The 20804-nt window shown below is 64.5% G+C and carries 17 protein-coding genes; 7 read left to right on the top strand and 10 right to left on the bottom strand.

Annotated elements, in window-relative coordinates; all coding sequences use genetic code 11:
* The first annotated feature begins 23 nt into the window (after positions 1-23).
* From C662_RS07600 to C662_RS07570, 7 genes are read left to right on the top strand one after another with little or no spacing between them, the layout of a single operon-like run.
* Positions 24-1172, top strand: coding sequence for a glycosyltransferase family 4 protein (locus tag C662_RS07600; RefSeq protein ID WP_002926868.1), 1149 nt, complete (start codon positions 24-26; stop codon positions 1170-1172).
* 5 nt (positions 1173-1177) lie between these two features.
* Positions 1178-2035 carry a hypothetical protein gene (locus C662_RS07595; protein ID WP_002926865.1) on the top strand — a complete coding sequence of 286 codons (858 nt, stop codon included), beginning with the start codon at positions 1178-1180 and terminating at the stop codon, positions 2033-2035.
* Between the two features lie 55 nt (positions 2036-2090).
* Positions 2091-3059 carry a glycosyltransferase family 2 protein gene (locus C662_RS07590; protein ID WP_002926864.1) on the top strand — a complete coding sequence of 323 codons (969 nt, stop codon included), beginning with the start codon at positions 2091-2093 and terminating at the stop codon, positions 3057-3059.
* On the top strand, positions 3043-3846 hold the full coding sequence (locus C662_RS07585; protein ID WP_037984280.1) for a GNAT family N-acetyltransferase: 804 nt from the start codon (positions 3043-3045) through the stop codon (positions 3844-3846). The genes C662_RS07590 and C662_RS07585 overlap by 17 nt, the downstream gene beginning before the upstream one ends.
* Positions 3843-4262 carry a GtrA family protein gene (locus C662_RS07580; RefSeq protein WP_002926860.1) on the top strand — a complete coding sequence of 140 codons (420 nt, stop codon included), beginning with the start codon at positions 3843-3845 and terminating at the stop codon, positions 4260-4262. The genes C662_RS07585 and C662_RS07580 overlap by 4 nt, the downstream gene beginning before the upstream one ends.
* Complete coding sequence (gene rffA / locus C662_RS07575; protein WP_002926858.1) at positions 4259-5383, top strand: dTDP-4-amino-4,6-dideoxygalactose transaminase; 1125 nt, start codon at positions 4259-4261, stop codon at positions 5381-5383. The genes C662_RS07580 and rffA overlap by 4 nt, the downstream gene beginning before the upstream one ends.
* Positions 5384-5418: 35 nt before the next feature.
* Positions 5419-7056, top strand: a complete 1638-nt coding sequence (locus tag C662_RS07570; protein ID WP_002926856.1) for a hypothetical protein — start codon at positions 5419-5421, stop codon at positions 7054-7056.
* Positions 7057-7103: 47 nt separating this feature from the next.
* On the opposite strand, the gene C662_RS07565 is transcribed toward C662_RS07570, so the two are convergent.
* The 10 genes from C662_RS07565 to C662_RS07520 form a co-directional block, all read right to left on the bottom strand.
* Positions 7104-10259 carry a sulfatase-like hydrolase/transferase gene (locus C662_RS07565; RefSeq protein ID WP_002926854.1) on the bottom strand — a complete coding sequence of 1052 codons (3156 nt, stop codon included), beginning with the start codon at positions 10257-10259 and terminating at the stop codon, positions 7104-7106.
* A complete protein-coding gene (locus C662_RS07560; RefSeq protein ID WP_002926852.1) occupies positions 10256-11158 on the bottom strand; it encodes a glycosyltransferase family 2 protein in 903 nt (300 codons plus the stop codon). The genes C662_RS07565 and C662_RS07560 overlap by 4 nt, the downstream gene beginning before the upstream one ends.
* Positions 11142-12104, bottom strand: coding sequence for a sulfotransferase family protein (locus tag C662_RS07555; RefSeq protein ID WP_002926851.1), 963 nt, complete (start codon positions 12102-12104; stop codon positions 11142-11144). Before C662_RS07555 ends, C662_RS07560 begins: the two co-directional genes overlap by 17 nt.
* 44 nt (positions 12105-12148) lie before the next feature.
* On the bottom strand, positions 12149-13072 hold the full coding sequence (locus C662_RS07550) for a glycosyltransferase family 2 protein (RefSeq protein ID WP_002926850.1): 924 nt from the start codon (positions 13070-13072) through the stop codon (positions 12149-12151).
* A gap of 9 nt (positions 13073-13081) precedes the next feature.
* Positions 13082-13879 carry a polysaccharide deacetylase family protein gene (locus tag C662_RS07545; protein WP_232433235.1) on the bottom strand — a complete coding sequence of 266 codons (798 nt, stop codon included), beginning with the start codon at positions 13877-13879 and terminating at the stop codon, positions 13082-13084.
* An 8-nt stretch (positions 13880-13887) separates the two neighbouring features.
* Positions 13888-14883, bottom strand: coding sequence for a hypothetical protein (locus tag C662_RS07540; RefSeq protein ID WP_002926848.1), 996 nt, complete (start codon positions 14881-14883; stop codon positions 13888-13890).
* Entirely contained in the window at positions 14880-15794 is a 915-nt protein-coding gene (locus C662_RS07535; RefSeq protein ID WP_002926847.1) for a glycosyltransferase, read from the bottom strand. The genes C662_RS07540 and C662_RS07535 overlap by 4 nt, the downstream gene beginning before the upstream one ends.
* 93 nt (positions 15795-15887) lie before the next feature.
* Positions 15888-17741: an asparagine synthase (glutamine-hydrolyzing) gene (gene asnB, locus C662_RS07530; RefSeq protein WP_002926846.1), complete on the bottom strand. Its 1854-nt coding sequence runs from the start codon at positions 17739-17741 to the stop codon at positions 15888-15890.
* A gap of 1 nt (position 17742) precedes the next feature.
* Positions 17743-18819 (bottom strand): glycosyltransferase WbsX family protein, encoded by a 1077-nt coding sequence (locus C662_RS07525; RefSeq protein WP_002926845.1) that lies wholly within the window; start codon positions 18817-18819, stop codon positions 17743-17745.
* Positions 18816-20804, bottom strand: coding sequence for a hypothetical protein (locus C662_RS07520; RefSeq protein WP_232433234.1), 1989 nt, complete (start codon positions 20802-20804; stop codon positions 18816-18818). Before C662_RS07520 ends, C662_RS07525 begins: the two co-directional genes overlap by 4 nt.

Here is a 20804-nt window from a genome sequence, read left to right as displayed (position 1 = left end):
GCCCCGCCGCACTGGAAACCATCATGCAAAAACGCTATCTGGTCCTGACCGAACTCTTTCTGCCGACCAAGGGAGGCACGGCCGTATGGTTCGACGAGGTCTATCGCCGCCTCGGCGGCAAGGACATCCACATCGTCACCGCGGATGTGCCGGGCGCGGAGGAGTACGACCGCGATCACCCGAACTCCATTCACCGGCTGTCGCTCAAGCGCGTACCCTGGCTGAAGCCGGAGTCGCTGCTGATGTACCTGCGCTTCTTCTTTACCTCGCTATGGCTGGCATTGACCCACCGTTTCGACGCCATCCATGCTGGCCGAGCATTGCCCGAGGGCCTGGTGGCGTGGCTGGTCGCACGCCTAACCCGCCGGCCAGTGGCGATCTACGCACATGGCGAGGAGCTTACCGGCTGGGGGCGGGGCAACAAGTACAGGGCCATGCGCTTTGCGCTGCGCCATGCGGACAAGGTGATCGCCAACAGCGACTTCACCCACGACACCCTGGTGGAGATGGGGGTCGCGCCCGAACGCATCGAGATGATTCATCCCGGTGTCGATACCGAACGCTTCCGACCCGGGCTGCCTTTTCAGGATCTGCGCGACAGCCTGGGGCTGGCCGATGGGGTGAGACTCATCCTGTCGGTGGGCCGCTTGAGCCGGCGCAAGGGCTTCGACACTGTGATCCGCTGCCTTCCCGCTGTACTCGAGGCCGGGGTGGACGTGCACTACGCCGTCATCGGCATCGGCGAGGATCGCGACTATCTAGCCGGCCTGGTTGACGAGTGCGGTGTGGGCGGGCGCGTGCACCTGCTCGGTCATGTGCCCATGGACGATCTGCCGCGCTGGTACAACGCCTGCGACCTTTTCGTCCTCGCCAATCGGGATATCGAAGGCGATACCGAAGGCTTCGGAATTGTTTATATTGAAGCGGCGGCGTGCGGAAAGGCCGCGATTGCCGGCCGCGCGGGTGGAACGGGTTCAGCCGTGCTCGACGGCGTGACGGGGCTGAGGGTTGAGACGAGCAACCTTGACGAGTTGCAGCAGGCGATCTGCCGCTTGCTGGGGGACAGCGGATTCCGCGACACGATGAGCGCGGCCGCGATGGAGCGCGCGCACGCTATGCTGAGCTGGACTGCGGTGGCTCAGCGGACCAGCGCCTTGAACTTGCGCAGCTGAGGGTGATGAGGGTCATGATCAGGAACTTGATTGGTTTTCTTGGTGTGGGGCTCGTGCCCGTCCTGCTTTCGCCAGCGATGGCGCAGTGGAACCCCGGCGGAACGCCGGCGGAGCAAGCACAGTTGCCGCAAGTGTGTGCAGTCAAGCTCCGCAACGATGATCGCAGCGCGGAGGGGCAGCGCTACCTTGCTCAGTTCGGCGCCGACAACTGGGTGCACATGCACCATTACTGCTATGGGAGGGTCTTTCTTCTCCGTGCGGCCCAAGCGTCGACGAAGCGGGATCAGGACTATCAGCGTTCGCTGGCCGTGAAGGAGTTCTCCTATGTGCTCAAGGCTGCGAAACCCGATTTCTGGATGCGCCCGCAACTCAATCTCGAGCTTGGCCGGGTTCACCTGCTACTGGGGCAGGCTGCGCAGGCGACGGCGCTTTTTTCCGACGCGATCCGGCTCAATCCTCACTATCAGCCGGCCTACCTGGCGTTGATATCCGAACTTCGCAGCAAGGGACAACAAGCTACTGCGCTCACTGTTGCAGAAGAGGGGCTCAGACACCTCCCAAACTCAGCCGAGCTCAAGAAGCTGTATTTCGATCTCGGCGGCAAGGAGCCTTTGCCCACGCCTGCCAGAGCGGCGACCACGGGTCGGGGGGCGGGTCGAGATGCACCGCCCGAAGCGACTCGCGCTGACACCAGTCAGGCCGAGTCTGCCGCAACGGAGCGCAAGGAGGCGGGTGACAGCGAGGTGGCCGAGGAGAATGCGCCGAGCGAGGCGTCCCCAGCCTCGTCGGGGCAATCGAGGAACTGCCGATTTTGTCCGCCCGATGAGGTCGAGGAGCGTTGGCGCGAAGGGTTTCGCAACTAGCGCGGCGGGCATGGCAGTTTGACCGGCCAGTCAATTCCATGATGGATCGAGTGAGATGAGCGTTCCGATTCGAATCTCGGTGGTCGTTCCGGTCTATCGCTCACAGGAGACGCTGCCGCACCTTCATCGACGCCTGCTGGTTGTTCTCGAAGAGCTGGGAGAGACCTTCGAGATACTCTTCGTTGAGGATTGTGGTGGCGACGATTCCTGGGCTGTCATTGAGGCGCTTGCCGCCGCGGACGCCAGGGTGCTGGGTTTGCGCCTTGCGCGCAACTACGGCCAGCACAACGCCCTGTTATGTGGTATCCGGGCCGCACGCGGCGAGTGCATCGTCACTCTTGATGACGATCTGCAAAACCCCCCTGAGGAGATTCCGCGCTTACTTGCCAAGCTGGATGAGGGCCATGACGTCGTGTACGGTGCGCCTCGGGCCGAGACGCACGGTTTTCTGCGCGACCAGGCTTCCCGGATCACCAAGCTTGCGCTGCAGGGGGCGATGGGGGTGGAGTCGGCCAGCAAGGTGAGTGCGTTTCGGGTTTTTCGGACTCGTCTGCGCGAGGCGTTCGCCGCCTATCGAAGCCCATCGGTCAATATCGACGTGTTGTTGACCTGGGGTACCACGCGATTCGCTGCCGTACAGGTTCGGCAGGATGAGCGGGCCATCGGTGACTCGGGCTATACGCTGAGGAAGCTCTTCAATCATGCACTCAACATGATGACGGGCTTTTCGGTGTTGCCGCTTCAGATCGCAAGCGTGCTGGGAATTGTCTTCGGCACCTTGGGCTTTCTCGTGCTCTTCTATGTGTTGCTGCGTTATCTGGTCGATGGCAGCGCGGTGCCAGGCTTCCCTTTCCTCGCATCGATCATCGCCATATTCTCGGGGGTGCAGCTCTTTGCGCTCGGGATCTTTGGCGAATATCTGGCGAGAATGCATTTTCGTTCGATGGAGCGCCCGCCCTACGCGCTGATGTCGACGACGCGCATGCCTGCCGATACGGAGGGCGGCTGTGGACAACGTGAGTGAGTCGCGCAGATCTGCTCTTCTACATGGGGAGATCACTGCCGGCCCGCTTCGCCTCGTCTGGGCGGAGGCGCCGTGGGATACGGCGGTACTTGGTCATCCTGTCGTGCAGATTTCGCGGATCGAGGCCGACCTCGGTGCAAGAGCGGACGATCTCGCACCTTTCGTCGTCGCATGCGAGGCGGGTGGCGTTGAGTTGGCAAGTTGCCGCCTGGCGCACGATCGCTTGCGCGAGTCCATGCTGCTCGAGGAGATCGGTTTTCGCTTCATCGAAATGGTCTACCAGCCCGAATTCGCCTGCTCGGAATGGACACAGACAGGCGATGAGAGGGGGCTGGAACTTGTCCTTGCATCGGCACCTGATCTTCCGGCGATCGTCGAACTGGCTGGCACCGCCTTTGGCTGCGAGCGTTTCCACATGGATCCCAGACTGCCGTCCGGTCTGGGTGACCTGCGTTACCAGAACTGGGTGCGCAACTGCCTGGAGCATCCTTCGCAGCGCCTGTATGCGCTTAGAGAGGCCGGGGACCTGGTGGCGTTCTTCGTCGTCGAGATGCTCGTCGACGGTACCTGCTACTGGCACTTGAATGCTGTCTCGCCAGCACGGCAAGGCATGGGCTATGGGCTGCGAGCCTGGCGGCAGATGATGCATCAGGCGTTCAAGGATGGGGCGCGTCGGGTGCGTACTAGCTTCGTCGCGCGGAACCACCGTGTGCTGAACCTATACGCACGGTTAGGTTTCGTGTTCCCCGCGCCATCGATGACCTTCCACTGGGTGCGCAGCGCATGAGCGGTCGTGTCGCACTGCGCCAGTTTCTTCGTTATGCCACGGTAGGCCTGGTGTCCAACGCAATTCTTTACCTCGCATATCTTGGGCTCACTGCCTTGGGTGTCGAGGCCAAGCGCGCAATGACGCTGCTCTATGTCCTGGGCGTGCTGCAGACCTTTGGCTTCAACAAGCGCTGGTCGTTTGCCCATGGGGGTGTGCGGGGCACTGCCTTCGTTCGCTACGCCATATCCTATGCACTCGGCTATGTGATGAATCTCGGCGGTTTGCTGGTATTCGTGGACGTACTCGGATATCCGCACCAGATCGTCCAGGGGCTGTTCATCCTCGGGTTGGCGATGTTGCTGTTCCTGCTGCAGAAGTACTGGGTCTTCAGACCGCTGACCGTCTCCACGCAAACGACCGGGCCACTGCCATGAACATCCCCTTCAACAAGCCCCACATGACGGGCAAGGAACTCTGGTACATCGCCCAGGCACATGCCAATGGACACCTCGCTGGCGATGGGCGCTTCACCGGCCTGTGTTCGCGCTGGCTCGAGGCTCGCACCGGCGCTTCCAAGGCCTTGTTGACCCATTCATGCACTGCAGCGCTGGAGATGGCCGCCATCCTGGCCGATCTTCAGCCTGGTGATGAGGTCATCATGCCCTCTTACACCTTCGTTTCGACGGCCAACGCTTTCGTGTTGCGTGGGGCCGTACCTGTTTTCGTCGATGTTCGCGCCGACACCCTGAACATCGATGAGCAACTCATCGAGGCAGCCATCACGGCGCGCACGCGGGCGATAGTCCCTGTCCATTACGCAGGTGTCGGTTGCGAGATGGATGCGATCATCGATATCGCCCGCCGCCATGAGCTCCTGGTGATCGAGGATGCTGCACAGGCGGTCATGGCGAGCTACAAGGGCCGACCGCTGGGTGGTATAGGCGACATGGGGGCGCTGTCCTTTCATGAGACCAAGAACATCATTTCCGGGGAAGGGGGGGCGCTGCTCGTCAATTCGGTGCATCACGCCGCGCGAGCCGAGATCGTGCGCGAGAAAGGCACCAACCGTTCGCAGTTCTTCCGTGGCCAAGTCGACAAATACACCTGGGTCGACATCGGCTCATCCTACCTCCCGGGGGAACTGATTGCGGCCTTCCTGTGGGCTCAGATGGAGGAAGCTGACAGCATCACCCGGCGTCGGCTGGGCATTTGGGAGACCTACCATCATGGCTTCGCCGAAGCCGAGCGCCAGGGTCGCCTCCGGCGCCCGGTGGTCCCTCCTCACTGCGCACACAATGCCCACATGTATTACCTGCTGCTGCCCGACCTGGACGTACGCACCGCCTTCATCGAGCGCCTGCGCCGCTTGGGCATTCACTGCGTGTTCCACTACATCCCCCTGCATGATGCGCCGGCGGGTCGCCGCTTCGGACGACCGCACGGCACTTTGGCGGTGACCGAGGATGTCGCCAAGCGGCTGGTCCGCCTTCCCGTATGGTTGGGCATGGAGGACGAGCAGGCCGGGATCATCGACCAGGTCCTCGCCGCGCTTTGAAGCGCTCATCCCAGAGATCCGGCTGTGCGCAGGATGTGCGATCGCATCTTGCGGATGGAGCCGGTGGCCATCTTTTCAAGCGCCTGCTCTGGCTGGCGCTCGTGGGCGCAGTCGTGATCGTCGCGTTCGCCCGCACTCCGCTCGGGGATGTGCACTGGGACTCACCGATCTATCTATACCAAGCCAAGCGTTTTGCCGAGACGCCGTATGTTCATGACATTGCTGCGAGTTCCAGGCAGATCGTCGCCCAGATCGCGGGAAACTGGCCAGAGGATGAGGGCTATTCGGAGGCCTACTGGCGGGCCAGTCGTCTGGGCCACATCGCGATCCTGGGCGTGCTTGTCGATGCGCTCGGGAGCACGGCGAACGCGGTTCTCGCCGCGCATTGGCTGTTTGTCATCGCGATGCCGCTTGGCTTGTTCGCGTGGTGCCGGGTTGCCCTGCTTGCGGGGAGACTGATCGACCCGGATGAACGGCTCGGGCTTGGCCTGTGCTTCTCTGCGCTCCTCTTCGTTCTTTCGGATATCTACGCCTACCTGAGTGGCAATCTGGTCAGCGAGGTGATCAGCTTCGGCCTGGGGGGGGCGGCGGTGTGGGCGCTGCTGGCGGCCGTAAGCACTGGCGCCGTGATGCTGGCGGCGGTCTCGGGCGTGCTCGCCGTGCTGGGTTACATGGTCCGGGTGGAGAGCGTCTGGGCATGGTTGGCATTCATGCTCGCCTTCCTGGCGTTCTCACCGGCGCAGCCGGCACGCCAGACGCTGCTACGCTGCTACGTCATCGCGGGCGCGGTGGCGCTGCTCGGTTATGCACTCTACGCCTGGTTTTTCCATCCTCTGGCGGACCCGCGCCACTACCTCGAGTTTGCGGGCAGCCTGGTGAACAGGGCCAGGAGCGGAGTGCATCCGTTGAATCTCGTATTCGTGGTCGGTGGCATGCTATGGCTTGGCGCTGCGCTCGCCCTTGCCTTGTTCGTCAGATCGCCCCTGGTGCGCTTTGGCGGGCTATGGCTCCTGCTTGCAGGGCTTCCTTCCTGGTGGTTGGTCGCGGCAGGCTCCGAGGTGCAGACGCGAATGTTGATCGGTCTGGTGCCACCTCTGGTTCTGCTGTCTGCGCTTGGATGGTGCTGGGTGTTTGGAGGCTGGCGCACGCCGATGCGGCGCGGGATGCTAGGTGCCACCTTGGTGCTGCTCTTGATCGTGCGGCCGCCCGTCTACGGTTGGCTGGTCGAGCAGCCGGGTGTGTGGCGTATCCAGCGACTCGGTGCTGCCATGTTCGTGCCGAAGTACGAGCGCATCGATTACCAGCCGCAGGCGATGGCAGTGATCAGCGCGCACGTTTTCGATGCGCAGGCCGTGCCGACGGTTCTGCTGCGCGGCGTGACGGTACAGCAGGAGTACCTCAACCTGATTCGCTTCTTCGGACCCTCCTACTCGAGTGATGCACGCCTTGCGCTTGTAGGGGATCCCACCAATCCGGGCGCCTGCGAGCACAAGCTTGACCGCCCTGATGAACCAGTCCGCTTCTGCACTGGCTTTGCAGGAGAATCCGCGTTGCCTGAAGCAGTGGAGGCAGGGCGTGTATTCAATCTGAGGCGCGATCAGGTCGCGCCCTTGCTGGGCGCTACCGAGCGTTTGCGGGCGGGCGGTTTCGTGCTTGAGCACCTTGGTCGCTGACCTCCCCCGCCGCGGATGCGAAAGGGGGCTGTGGCCCGAGCCTGCTCTCAGCCCGCTTCGGCAGGATCCAACTCCAGGCGTCGATCTTCCCGAAGGGCCGGGTCGTTTGCCATCCAGGCGTGCAACTCGCCCCAAAGCCGCACGACTTCCTCGGGATACTTCGCCGCCACGTCACTCGTGCATCCCGGGTCGGCTGCGACGTTGTAGAGGCTGAGCTTGCGACCGGACTCCAGCGGCTGGTAGACGAGTTTCCAGGGACCGTCGCGTACCATGCGGTCCTTTGCCACCACGACCTCTTGCTGGTAGTGCGCCCGGATGGCGAGGCTACCCGAGTCGGGGTCGGGAATGTCGAGTAGTTCGAGCAGGTTGGGGTAGCTGAGGTGGCCTTCGGGGAGCCCAGGTACAGGCGCAATCCATATCCCGGTCTCGTTGAACGCCTTCAGGTGCAGGTCAGTGGTCGGGTCGGCGATGGTCGGCACGAGCGAGACGCCATCGCAGCCAACGGAGGGCGCGTCGAGCAGTTCGAGCAGGGTTGGCATGATGTCGACGCTGCGTACGACCTGGTCGATGCGCTGCCCACGCGCTTGCTTGGCGTCCACGACGACCAGCGGTACTCGCGCACTGAAGTCGCCGAGCGCCGAGTTGCCCTGTCCCCAGGTGCCATGCTCGAAGAACTCCATGCCGTGGTCACTGTAGAGGACGATGACGGTGTTCTCGGCGAGCCCGCTGGCCTCGATCTGTCGCATCAGACGTCCGACCTCATCGTCGAACTGTGCGACGCAACCGTCATAGAGGTCGAGGATCTGGTCGAGGTCGAACTCCTCACGAGGTTCGCCCTGACGGCGGATGATCTCGAACGGCTCGGTCAGGCGAGCCATGGCAAATTTCGATGCGCCGGAATAGGCTGGGTCGGAGAACCGCGTGTAGTAGGGGTGCTCGGACGCGAACGGCGGGTGGGTGGTGGAGTAGAAGATGTTGAGCAGGAAGGGTTCGCTGGTGTTGGCAAGCCTCGTCAGAGTGCGGCGCGCACGGCGGCCGAGCATGCCGGTCTGGGGAACGCCGCCAAGGTAGTGGATCTCGGGAAGCAACTGACGGCCGAGGCGGTTGTGCAGGAACAGTGACAGAAACAGTCGAATGTCCTTTGGACCCTGGCGGACCAGATACTTCAGGTTCCATTGGTCGGCGGGCAGGTCCGTGATGTCGAAGCCGAAGTCGAACTTGCCCAGGTCGGCCCCGCACCAATCCGAGACCGCCGCGGTGCGATATCCGAGGGCTCGCAACACGTTGGGCAGTGTCTTGTCCTTGAGTCGCGTCTCGGCCTCCGTAACATAGTTGTCGCGTACGCCATGGTGGTGGGGCCAGGTCCCCGTGAACAGGGAGATCAGGCTGGGGGCGGTGCGGGCGCAGGGAACGTAACAGGCGCTGAACAGCGCCCCCTGTGCGGCGAGCGCGTCGATGTGGGGCGTGATCGAGACTCCGTCGCGCTGTGCGCCGATGCGGTCTGCACGCAGGGTGTCGCTGCCGATCATCACCACGTTTCGTCGCCCGCTTGACGCCGTCGTGCGTGCGTGAGCGCCGTCCGGCTCCCAGATCGCATAGAGCAGAAGCGCGATGTAGCCGCATGCGGCGAGCAGCAGGGTGCCGGCGTCGGCCGCACTGTCTTGGTGGTAGCGCAGCACGGCAAGCGCGCTTACCAAGGCGATGCCGGAAAACAGCACGATGCGGGCGATCAGGTCCAGGCCGCGGCGGGACAGTGCTCGCCACAGGCGATGGATGCGCACGGTGCGGTACTGCCAGGATGCGATGACCAGCCCTGGGTTCAGCGAAAGTGCCCGGCAGCCGGCATACACTGTCGCGAGCGCAAGGGTCAGCGCGCCCCCGGCTGCGGTCGACCACAGTGGCGGTTCGCGCCCCATGGCTTCGGCCGCGCTGATCCAGAGCGCCGCGCCGGGGAAAGCCCAGAATGCCGCAACACAAAGTGACGCAAATGCCAGGCGTGCGAGCGCGAAGACGATGTAGTTGCGGTAGCGGTTGACGATCTCGTCGCGCAGCCCGGGGCCGGTGCGCGAGAAATCGCGCACCGACTTGACCACGAGCAGCGCTGCAGTGAAGGCGCCAACGAGTCCGGATGCGAATGCAGCCTCGCCCAGCCAGTCCCGCCCCAGCATCGCCGCCAGGGCGAGCGCGGTGGCGGCGATCGCCAACAGGCTGGCCGACAGGTATTCGGCACCGAGCATCGGCAGTGCCGCCCGTTTGCGCCGCCGCCGGTGCTGGTCGCGGATGCCCGAGATCTCGCCCAGCGCGGACGACAGCCGGACCAAGTAGAAGCGGCGTGCCTGCAGACGCCACGACAGCGCGAGACCGGCGGCGTAGCCTGCGGCCTTGCGCCACATGTAGCGCGGTACGCGTTCGAATTCCGCACGGACGCGCGTGACCGACTGCGAACGCTGGAACCCCTTGCGCGCCACATACGAGAGGGTCAGCCGCTCGCTGTCCACATAGTGGTACTGGAGGATTGCGGGCACGTAATGCAGACGCGTACCGTTGCGCAGTGCGCGCAGGATCCAGTCTGCGTCCTCGGAGCCGCCAAGGTCGTGCCCAGTAGGGCCGAGTTCGATTGCGAACGGGCCAGTCCGTGCGATCACCGCCAGGCGTGCGACCAGATTGCCTCCGCCGGGGATGGGGCCGTCGACATCGATTGCGAAGTCATCCTGGCCCTGGTCGTAGCGCGGTACGGGTAACGGGTAGATTCGGTAGGGGCCCTCGTCGTGCACCCAGGCGGGCTCGGTGCCGTCCCAGTCGGGGACGATACGGCCACAGAAGAGGTCGGCCTCCGGCCAACTGCTTGCCGCTCCGGTGATTGCCTCCAGATAGCTCGCGTCCACCCGGTGGTCGTCGTCCACAAAGGCCACCAGTTCGTCCTCGAGCAGAGGGAGCGCACGGTTCAGCGCGTGAGACTTGCCCGGCGTAGGCTCGGCGACCCAGGTGAGCGGCAGGCCGCCGTCGGGGTTTGCGCCGCGAGCCGTCAGAAACGCGTGCGTGCCATCAGAGCAGGCGTTGGCGACCACGAACAGGCGGATCCGCCATCCCGCGGGCTGTGTTGCGCCATCCAGCGATGCGATGACGCGAGAGAGCAGATCCACCCTGTTGTGGGTGCAGATCAGGATGGTGAGGGTGTTCGGCGCGGGGCGTTCAGGTTTCACAGTCTCGCTCCGGTGATCAAAGCCAGGGTGATCCCCGCCACCAGTCTCCCATGGCTCAGGGGGGCGAGCATGAGGGCGCGTGCAAGATCGGCGAGTGCTGCGCCACGATCTCCCTCGCGGCACGCCCACTTGGCGTAGTCGCACAAGGTGCCTGCGTAGAGTGCGCGCCAGTAGGCGCCGCGCTTGTTGGCCGGCAGGAGGTGGCGGTTCTTGCGCGTCATCGCCAGTGCGCCCGCGCGCATTCGCTTGCGGTTCCGGCTGACGCTGCCCGGACGCTTGAGGACCACCACCAGGGCTTCGGGAATGCATGCAAAGCCGCCACGTGCAGCGAGGCGGATCCACAGGTCTGTATCCTCCGCACCGAACAGGGTCTCGTCGAAGCCGCCGAGCGCTTGTACGAGTTCGCGCCGCGCCAGCACCGATGAGGCGCCGCCAGCAATCAGCGCGTGGGCGGCGAAGACCTCGGTGACCGAGGCGGTGCCATTGCCCTGGCAGGCCCAGGCGCCGACCACCTGACCGTCGGGAGCCTCGAGGGTTGCGGTGGCTGCGCAGAACGCAAGTTCGGGCCGATTGTCCAGTAGCGCGACCTGGCGCTCGAGCTTGGCTGGCAACCAGCGATCGTCCGCATCAAGGAAGGCGAGGTAGCGTCCGCGTGCGTTGCGGATGCCGGCATTGCGCGCACTGCTCATGCCGCCGTTCGGCTGTGATACGACAAGCAGCGCATCGCCGTAGCTGCGCAGGATCTCGGCCGTGTCGTCGGTGCTGCCGTCGTCGACGACGATCAACTCGAAGTCCGGGAAGCTCTGCGCCAGCACGCTGTCGATCGCGTGCCGGATGCACCACGCCGCATTGAAGGCAGGGATGACGACGCTGACCGTCGGTTCAGTCGTCGATTGCATAGCCCAGTTCGCACATGAGTGGAGCGATGGTCGGCAGGATGCGCTCGATCGCCCGAGGGTTGCTCTCCTTCCACTTCTGCCTCTTCGGCGCACCCTTCACGATGCTCGTCGGACGCCCGGAGAGGTTGGCGCAATGCGCTTGCATGCGTGCATCGAAGGGCAGGTCCAGGCGCTCGAACACGGAGCGGAACATCTCGACCGGGTGCTCGAAGATATCCTCGTAGCGCACCTGTACCCACTGCGCAGCCGGCACGTCGCGTGCCGCATCGAGGGCGAGCCGGTTGGCACTGAGCCACTGGAATGCGCAAACCTCCTCGAGGCTGGCCTGGTTGTAGTCACGCCAGCCGGGCGGGAGGAAGAAATGCCATTCGCTGAACTCTCCATCATTGATCGCTACAGGCACGGGTGAGGGGCCGAAGAACTTCTCCAGGCCGAAACCGCCGTCGCTGCGGCCCAGGCGCCAGCCGTCGATCATCGAGCTGATGTTGTCGCGCCCGTCACGGTGGATGAACACGAACCTTGCCTGCGGGAAGAGCTTGTGCAGGTAGCCCACGCGCAGCGTGTTGATGCAGGTCTTGTCGAGCACCGGGCCGGCACCGAGGCGGGCGTAGAAGTAGGCGAGCGCACGTTGGCGGTGCTCGGGGTCGGCCTGCTCGGGGCCTGCCGCCTCCGAGATCCAGCCGTTGTTATTCGGCCCGTAAAGTCCGTTCCAGAACTGCGGCAACTCATAGTCGAAGTGCAGGAAGTGCCCGCCCGCCGCGAGCGTCTCGAAGGTGATGGTGGTGCCCGAGCGCGAGCAGCCGATTACGAAGACCGGATCGGGCATGTCCGGGTGTGCGAGCGCGTAGTAATGCTCCCTGGCACGCCAGCGCAGCCATTGCACGTTCTTGGCGCGGATCTCGGGGTCGAGCAGTTTGTGCAGGTGGGGAAGCCTGAGTGAGGGCATCGGGGCAGGTTCGATCAGGTGTACGGGGTGGGCGGGGTGACGACTCAGCCGCGGTCGCGTATCCAGCCGAGAAGGAAGCCGCAGAAATAGGCTGCGTTCATCTCGAGCCGCAGCGATTGGTCAGCGCCTGAGCCCAGCCTGCGCCCGACTGCGCGACCGAGGGCGCGCAGCCATTGGGCGAACAGGTAAGGGGGGGGGATGCGCCGGCCGCTTCCGCGCTTGGCCGCCCCTTCGCTGCGCCCCTGGCGGAAATGCAGGTCGAGGAAGTAGCCGCGGCGCAGCTTGGGCGTCTGGATGCGGTGGTGAATGATCGCCTCCGGCACCCAGCGCACCCGGCAGCCGTGTGCCAGCAGGCGGCGGTAGATCTCGGTGTCCTCGCCGCCGATGTTTGCCTTGCCCATGCGCCCGAGACGGGCGTCAAAGTCTCCGATGGTGCCAAACACGCTGCGACGGAAGGCGAAATTGCCGCCGAAGATCGGTGTGCCGGGAGCATCCAGCCAGCGCGCCGCGCCATGGTCGAGCTTGCCGAGGAAGCCGAGCAACTCGTCCTGCAGCCAAGGCGGGCGCACGCCGTCCTCGAAGAACACCTCTATGCGGCCGCCGAGTGCATCCGGCCGCCACTCCTGCATCGCGCGTTCGTAGGCGCACAGCCAGTCCGGGTCGGGGGTTTCGTCGTCGTCCATGAACAGCAGGTATTCACCGCGTGCCTCGCGCAGCGCCCGATTGCGCGCGTTCGAGAGCCCGAGGCGCTCTTCGCGCACGACCCGCACAGCGATACCGGCAGGATGCCAGCCGTTGTCTGCGAGAAGCAACGGTGTGCCGTCCGTGCTGCCATTGTCGATGACGAGCATTTCCCAAGGCTGCTCGGTAGGATGCAGCCCGGCGAGGGTCTTGAGCGTGCGCTCCAGGCGGTCCGCATGGTTATGGGTGCACAGCGCGACCGTGATGAAGGGGAGGGAAGGGTGCATGATCGCGGGTCAGTGTCGAATGCCGAGCCGGGCCAGAACCCTGTCGGCGTTGTAACGCCATGCAGCGATGAGGCGGCCATCGTTGCTGCCGAGTGTGATCTTGCGGCACAGCATCGCTGGCGTGTCGGTGCCGAACACGTCGAGTCGGCGGAGACGGAAGCGATGGACGTCGGGACGGTTGAATCCGGGCTGAACTGAAAACGCAGCACGGTAGCCGGCACCTTGCGCCTGCTCCAGCACGCGCTCGTCGTAGCGCCCATACGGGTAGGCAAGGTAGTCGACCGGCTCGCCGAGCAGCGTTTCCAGGTCGTGGCGGGCACCGGCGAGTTGGGCCTGCAAGGCGCCGTCGTCGAGTGTTGGAAGGTCGGCATGGTCGCGCGTATGGGAGTGGAAACTGAAGCCCTGAGCGCGCAGCGCGAGGATCTGTTCGCGATCCATCAGCGGGTAGGTATGGCCGTCCGGGTTGTGTTTCTCGCACCAGGCGTCGCGTTCGCCGATCAGGCCGCTGACGAGGAACACCGTTGCCGGCCATTCGAGCCTGCGCAGCACCGGGGCCGCGTGGTCATGCACGCCGGCGAAACCGTCGTCGAAAGTGAGCAGGAACGCCCCCTGCGGGAGGTCGCGCGTGCCGTCCAGCCAGGCAAAGAAGTCCTCTATCGAGACGGCCTTCCATCCGGCGCGTGCAAGCGCCTCCATTTGCGCAGCGAAGGTCTCCGGGCTTACGCAATACTTGCGCTCCCAGTCGTTGTGTGCGGCGCCGATGCGGTGGTACATCAGGACCGGGACGCGTTGGGCGGGGGACGTCATGGTCGTGTTCAGCATGGGGGATGTGCGGGGTTGGAGTCTGGAGCGATGCCGAGGCGGGCATCGATCACGGCGAGTGCATCGGGTGCTGCGAGTTCATCGAACTTGAGCCCGAACGGCGCGCCCGAGCGCAGTGCTTGTTCGACCTCGTCGGTGTCGATCGTGGCGCCGCTGGCAGCATGCAGCTTAGGCCATTTGATGTAGCGCAGCACGTCATTGCAGATGCGCAGTTCCTTGTCGTTGGCCAGGATCGAAACGAAGAACGATTCGTCCGGATGCAACGCCCTGCGCGAGTATTGCGTCCACTCCGGATGGGCGTCGACGAATTCCAGAGTGCGCATGAGGGCGCGCCGGTTGAGGTTGAGAGTCTGCCGCCCCCCGCACAGCAGGAAGTCCTTGCCTATCGGGCGCTTCAGCCTGCGGATACCGAAACGGGTCGGGGCTCTGCGTGGCAGGGGAACGATGCGGAACAACGGCTGGGCTCTGTTGAAGACCTCCCGGCTACGCTCGAGCAGCCGCTGGAGGGTTTGTGGTACGCGGTGCATGTAGGGAAAGCGTGGCAGCCGATAGTAGGCGAACAGATAACGGCGCTCGGCCGTGCCCGGCGGCCACTGCACCGGATCGAAGGCGTCGAAATGGTGGATGAAGACGTCGTACTCCGAGCGCTGCAGAAAGGCCTCGAACTCGGAGAGCGGCTGCAGGGGATATGTGAGTCCGGTCAGCGTGCAGCACCAGTCAAAGTTGAGATTGGCGGCACACCAGCGCAAGCCATGCAGGTATTGCTCCACCTGCGAGAAGGCGCCCCACTCGCCGCGCACCGGATCAGGGATGAAGTGGATCCCGGCGATGCCCTCGAACATGCTCTGGTCGAGCGCTTCGCCACCCGGGTCATGGTGGATCGCGATCAGTGCGTTCGGGCTCAGTTGCCGGATAGCGCGTGCCAGGCGCACGATCTGCCGCGGCCGTTCGTGCGTGAAGATCAGATAAAGCGTTGGATCCGCGCTCAAGAGTTGCCTCCTGCAAGACGTACGATATGTCGAAACAGCGGGGCAGGAAGGGCGGCAGGCAGGATGTACTTGAGGTCGCTCGCTTGCCATGCGCCTTCACTCCATGCCGCCCGGAACAGTGCCTGCGCGTCGCCGAGGTCGCGCCGCCAGTAGGCGCGATAGGCCTCGCGGCGCAGGTAGCCTTCGGTGAGATCGGCGAGTTTGGCCACCGGGATGTGGGAGACACGGTCGGGGTGTGCAGCGATGAAATCGCGCCGCACCCGCAGGGCGTCTAGGACCTGCTTCCAGCGCGTCTTGGAGATCTGCCCGCCGCTGTGCCAGCGGTAGAACGCCATCACTTCGGGTACGCGCACGATCTTCTGCGTGTGCGCATAGAGGCGGAGCCAAAGGTCGTAGTCCATTGCCGAGAAGCAGCGCTCCGAGAAGCCGCCGACCGCATCGATCGCGGCCCTGCGCACGAGTGCGGCGTGGATCGGCCATGGGCAGGTGCGCAGGAACTCGGCCGCAGTGTCCAGACTTGCGTAGTCGGGGGGAACATGCGGTGCCGTCCCCGGAGCGCCCTCGCCGACGTTCTGCCAGCCGCAGTAGGCGATGTCCGCCGCAGCCTCGTCGAGGGCGGCGGCAAGCTTTGCGAGGCAGTCGGGGCTAAGGTAGTCGTCGGCGTCCAGAAACGCGATCAGGCTTCCCTTGGCCTGGCGCAGGCCAAGGTTGCGCGCGGGGTAGGGGCCCTTGCGGTTCTGCTCCAATACCCGCATGCGCTGACCATGAGTCGTTGCCAGAGCTTGAAGAATTTCCCTGCTCGCATCCGTTGATCCGTCGTCGATCACGATCAGTTCGACGTTGCCGTGTGTTTGTCCCATCACGCACTCCACCGCCTCCTGCACGAAGGGCGCGGCGTTGTAGCAAGGCATGACCACGCTGATGCAGGCGCGGGCGGCGGACGGGAGCGGAGCAGATGTCGTTTCCATGGGGGCGGACAATAGGGGCGTGAACGTTTTCAGGGCTCAGTTGCGCAGCAGTGCCTTGCCTGACGGGTGGCGGCTCAGCAGCGTGAAGGCCCAGCGCCGGCTGTCCGACATGCGCGCTTGCCGGAGTGCGGGGACGGATTTCCATGCGTCCAGCCCGGGGTGGTGGCGCAGCCAACGCCAGGTGGGAACGACGAAGCCGCTCTTGGGGCGGTTCAGTATCTCGGTGGGCAAACCGCAGGACAGTGTGCGCGGGAGCGCGCTCTTGCCCGGGCCGAGGCGTCCGCTTGCAGCCAGGCCCAGCAGGGTCTCGCTGAGCACATGGTCGACCAGTGGCACACGGATCTCGAGCGAGTGCGACATGCTGACCCAGTCGGTGTCACGCAGCAACTGGTTGCGCATGTAGCGGACCGACTCCAGGCAGGCGACCTGGCCGAAGTCATTGAGGCCGGTGTGTGCTTCGGCGTAAGCGGCGTCGTGCTCGGCGAGGGCGCGCAGACCCTCGCGCAGAATGTCCGTGCCGAGTATGCCCTCCAGCTCCCAGGGCATGAAGACCCCCTTGGACAGTTGGTAGGCCCCCTCGGGCGTGGTGCCGAATTCGGGTATCCCCGCGGCATTGGCTGACCAGCCTAGCCTGGCTCCGAGCAAGCGGTGCATGCTGCGGTAGAGCTTGGGGGCGTGCCGCCACGGACTGCCTTGCGCGCTCGCGCGCAGTCTTGGAACCTCTGTAAAGCTTGCGTAGCCTCCCAGTAGTTCGTCTCCGCCAAGCCCTGACAGCGCAACCTTGAGACCCGCTTGTTGCGCGGCACGGCTGACGAACCAAGTGTTGATTCCGTCGATGGTCGGTTGGTCCATGGCGGTGAAGAAGCGGTCGAGTTCTTCCTCTTGCTCGCCCGCTGAAAGCACGATGCAGGTGTGGTCGACGTCCAGGTGGCGGGCGATCAGGCTCGCGGCCGGGCACTCGTCGTGTTGTGTGCCTTGCAGGTCGTCAAAGGTCAAGGTGAGCGTGCGCAGGCGGGCAGATGAGGCCTCGCGGGCGAGGCCGACCAGGGTCGAGGAGTCGAGCCCGGCGGACAGGAAGGCCCCAACTGGCACATCGGCAAGCAAGTGGGCTCGCACGCTGTCGAGGAGCTGTTCGCGCATGAAGGCTGTTTCGCTGCCAAGGGGGATCGAGGCCGCCGCTTCGAGCGATCGCTCCATGGCTGCAGACAGGGTCCAGTAGCGCACTGGCGCGGCGGCGCCCGTCTCGGTCACGAGCAGTGTGGAGCCTGCCGGTAGCAGACGGACTCCGCGGTAGAGCGTGAATGGTTCCGGAACGGAGCCCCACAGCAGCATGCCGACCGCCCCTGCTGGCTCGGGGCGCTTGTCGATGCCATCGCCGGCCAGCAAGGCCGAGACCTGCGATGCGAAGCGCAGCGTACCGCCGTCGTCAGCGTAATAGAGTGGTTTGATGCCGTGGGGGTCGCGCGCGAGCAGCAAGCTGCGCGCCTGCGCATCCCACAGCGCGAAGGCGAACATGCCGCGCAGACGCCCAACCATCGTCGGGCCCTGGCGGCGGTAAAGGTGCAGCAATACCTCGGTGTCTGAGTGTGAGTCGAAACGCACGCCGTCGCGCTCGAGCTCGCTGCGTAGCTCAGGATAGTTGTAGATCTCGCCGTTGAAGCTGACGACCGTGAGGCCGTCGGCGGTCTGCATCGGCTGGGCGCCCGCAGGGCTGAGGTCGATGATGGCCAGGCGCCGGTGCGCGAGTCCGACCCGGCCGTTGTCGGCGATCCAAACCCCAGCGCCGTCGGGACCGCGCGCGGTCATCGTCTCGCGCACGCGCAGCAGCTCGTCCCGGTCTACCGCAGCCGCGCTTGGGCGATAGGCGAAGATGCCGTTGATGCCGCACACGTCAGCGCTGCTCCGTGAGGACGTCGCGGACGACACTCAGGTAGCCGTGGCCGAAACGTTGGTCGGGTTCGAGATAGTTGCCCTCGGCCCATTCGTTCCACGCCTTGATGAACACGATGCGCTGTTCGCTCGGGTATTCCTGCACCAGGTCGACACCGCGACGCAGGACGGTCTTGAACAACTCCGGTGTCGATCCATGCAACACCAGGCCGTTCAGGCCGGAGCGCGGGGTGTTGTCCCAGTTGGGCAGCACGGTCGGGTATTCGACGAAGTCAGGCAGGCGAGAGCGGGTCAGTCCGCTCATGATGCGCTCATAGTCGAGGACGGTGAGTTTGTACTTGCCGCGCGCCATGCGCATGCGCGCCTTGAGCGCGGGGTAGCGCCATGGGATGCTGCCGCTCTTGGACGGCAGCGGTTGCCAGGTCGAGGCGTCCATGCCGAAGCTGGACGGATCCACCGGGGAGCCAAGGTAATTGACCGCTACGAGGTGCAGGCCGGGCAAGCCCGACTGTGCGGCGAGCTGGCGCCAGTAATCCATCACTTGTGCGACGTCGGGGATATCCGGCGGGTTGTAGATCAGGAACATCGGCTTGCCATCGACGCGGATGTAGCGCGGGTCGTTGAATGCCGCCAAAAGCCATTCGAAGTGACGGCGGTGGTCCTCCATGCCCGGATAGGTCTGCTCGATCAGCATACGGTCGGCGACGCCCTGCCAGATGTTGCTCCAGCTGTGGTTGGCCCAGCACAGACAGAATGGGAGGTCCGGCTCGCCACTGGCGATGATCTCGTTGACCGGGCGCTCCAGGATGCGTCGTCCGCCAAACCAGTAGTGGTAGTAGCAGAAGCCCTCGATGCCGTAGGCGCGAGCGAGCTCGGCCTGGGCATGGCGTGCCTCTGGCAGGCGCAGGTCGTAGTAGCCGAGGTCGGCAGGCAGGTGCGGCTGGTAATGCCCAGGGTAAAGGGGCTTGGCCTTGGCCGTGTTCGTCCACTCGGTGAAGCCCTTACCCCACCACTCGTCGTTCTCGGGAGTCGGGTGGTACTGAGGCAAGTGAAAGGCGATTGCGCGTGCGTTGCTCATTGGGGCTGGGGAGGTGTCAAGAATGGGTTCGAGGGGGCGATGTTGGCCGTGCTGCCGATCGTGCGGGCAGTCGGCGCTGACAAGGCGCGCAGGAGTGCCCAGCTGCGAGCAGCGATTGTTTGCTCAGGCAGGGATACGCCGCTGTCCGGCCCACGCTCGAAGGCGATCGTCAGGGCGGTCGTGGCCGTATTGACGACGAGGAGGCTGGCTCTGTCCCGATTGCCAAGGTTGATCACCCACAGGCGTTCGTCAGTGGCGGATGGCGTGGGCGTGACGAGATGGGGCGGCAGGATCTCACCGTTGCCACCAAGCAGTGATGGTGGCAGCCCGAGGCCGGCATCGTGCAGGTGCAGTACAGCGTCAGCCAGCAAGGCGTGGTCGCTGTCCGCATTCGTGCGCAGGCAGCGACGGTACAGCCCCTCGGCCCAGAATGCCAGGGAGTCCTTGCTCGCTTCGCTTTCCTTCCAGAGCAGGGGGACACGGCTGGTGATGCCGAAATGAACCAGCCCGTCGCTGATTGCTGTCCATTGCGGATCCTTTGCGTCCACCCCCGGGCATGCCAGCAAACGCTCGAAATCCATCAGGTGTACGCCATGGTAGCGATGTACGAAATCAGCCTGGCCGAGGCTGCGCTCAATATATCCGTCGGGCATCGCCAGGCGTGGAAAGCGGCGACGGATGAGGTGCCAGCGCGGGATCACGTACTTCCAGCCGAAGCGCTTGAGCGCACGTGCGCCGAGAGACAAGCGCGCCTGTTCCGCTTTCGGCAGCAGTGACAGCTTGATGATCGAGAGCAGGCGGCGGAACAGCCATTCGGCAGGGCGTGCGGACATCACTGTGCGCAGGCTGCCTTCGGCGGATTTGAAGAGCGCGTCGTAAGTCGCGTCGTCGCACACCGTGCCATGGCGCGCAAGTGCGAGCATGCAGTCGAGATGCGTATTGAGGATGAGCAGGTTGGTAGTCGACTTGCCCAACCATTGTCCGCGCTCCCAGTTCAGGGGGTAGTGCCGCATGCCCTCTTCGGACTGTTCGAGAGAGTCGTGCAGGAACCATGGGCCGGCTGCGGTCTGGTCAACCTGTGTGGATATGAAATTCGCGATCCGTTTCAATGCATCGGCGATGGCTGGTTCCGGGGCAATCTCGAACTCGCTCGCCAGCAACTGCACGGCGCCGTTGATCAGGCGATTGTGACTCTCGTACTCGTCCGTCCATTCACCGTGCCGAAAGCTGCCATCTGCCTCCTGCCTGGCGAGCAAGGCGAGGACGATCTGGCGTCGTAGCAGGCGGTAGAGCCGCTTGCCGGTACTGCGCCCGAGTGCGCAGGCGATCATGTGAAGCGACAGGGCGTCGAGTTCGTCGCAGATCTTGAGCTTCTTTGGCCAAGCCCAGCATGCGCCATACACCTTGCCGTGCACCAGGTGGGAGTAGAAGTCGGCAGCGCTCCGTGTGGCGCTGTGCGAAGCGTAGATGAAGAACGGCTTGCGCTCGAGCGTGCTCGCGGTGCAGAACTCCATGTCTGCGGTGTGCTCGGCCGACGGTTGCAGTCGCCATACGACGAAATCCAGGGACTGCTCGTCCGGCAGCCGATAAGCCGCCGAAGCACCACTGTCGTTCATGACGAAGTCGGTCAGCGTGGCATCGGCTTCGGCCGTGATACGGCCGAAGCCGTCCAGAGTGCGTAATGCGGGCAGGCGCGGTAGCCAGAATACGGCTTTGTCCTGAGTCTCCGGTTCCAGCAGCCAGCCACCAACACCGCCGCAGCGGCGCAGGAGGTGCTTGCCACCGAGAAAGATACGGAGCTCGTCGCCGCCGGCGGAAGGGTGGGCGCGTACAAATAGGCAACTCGCCCCGTCGAGCGGGAAGTCGTCACGCACGAACTCAATTCCATCACATGACCAGATGTGGCGGCTGGCTCCTTGTAGCGCCACCGTGGGAGCGCTTGTGATGGTCTCGAAACCTTGGGTGAGATCCAGTGACTTCATCAT

This window comes from Thauera sp. 28 (assembly GCF_000310145.2).
Taxonomy (GTDB): Bacteria; Pseudomonadota; Gammaproteobacteria; order Burkholderiales; family Rhodocyclaceae; genus Thauera; species Thauera mechernichensis.
Note: the sequence above shows the minus strand (reverse complement) of the source record. Positions and strands in the feature narration are given on the sequence as shown.

Coding starts and splice junctions, on each gene's coding strand:
- C662_RS07600 (WP_002926868.1), top strand. CDS start 24: ATGCAAAAACGCTATCTGGTCCTGACCGAACTCTTTCTGCCGACCAAG.
- C662_RS07595 (WP_002926865.1), top strand. CDS start 1,178: ATGAGGGTCATGATCAGGAACTTGATTGGTTTTCTTGGTGTGGGGCTC.
- C662_RS07590 (WP_002926864.1), top strand. CDS start 2,091: ATGAGCGTTCCGATTCGAATCTCGGTGGTCGTTCCGGTCTATCGCTCA.
- C662_RS07580 (WP_002926860.1), top strand. CDS start 3,843: ATGAGCGGTCGTGTCGCACTGCGCCAGTTTCTTCGTTATGCCACGGTA.
- rffA (WP_002926858.1), top strand. CDS start 4,259: ATGAACATCCCCTTCAACAAGCCCCACATGACGGGCAAGGAACTCTGG.
- C662_RS07560 (WP_002926852.1), bottom strand. CDS start 11,158: ATGCAATCGACGACTGAACCGACGGTCAGCGTCGTCATCCCTGCCTTC.
- C662_RS07555 (WP_002926851.1), bottom strand. CDS start 12,104: ATGCCCTCACTCAGGCTTCCCCACCTGCACAAACTGCTCGACCCCGAG.
- C662_RS07550 (WP_002926850.1), bottom strand. CDS start 13,072: ATGCACCCTTCCCTCCCCTTCATCACGGTCGCGCTGTGCACCCATAAC.
- C662_RS07545 (WP_232433235.1), bottom strand. CDS start 13,879: ATGACGTCCCCCGCCCAACGCGTCCCGGTCCTGATGTACCACCGCATC.
- C662_RS07535 (WP_002926847.1), bottom strand. CDS start 15,794: ATGCCTTGCTACAACGCCGCGCCCTTCGTGCAGGAGGCGGTGGAGTGC.
- C662_RS07525 (WP_002926845.1), bottom strand. CDS start 18,819: ATGAGCAACGCACGCGCAATCGCCTTTCACTTGCCTCAGTACCACCCG.
- C662_RS07520 (WP_232433234.1), bottom strand. CDS start 20,804: ATGATGAAGTCACTGGATCTCACCCAAGGTTTCGAGACCATCACAAGC.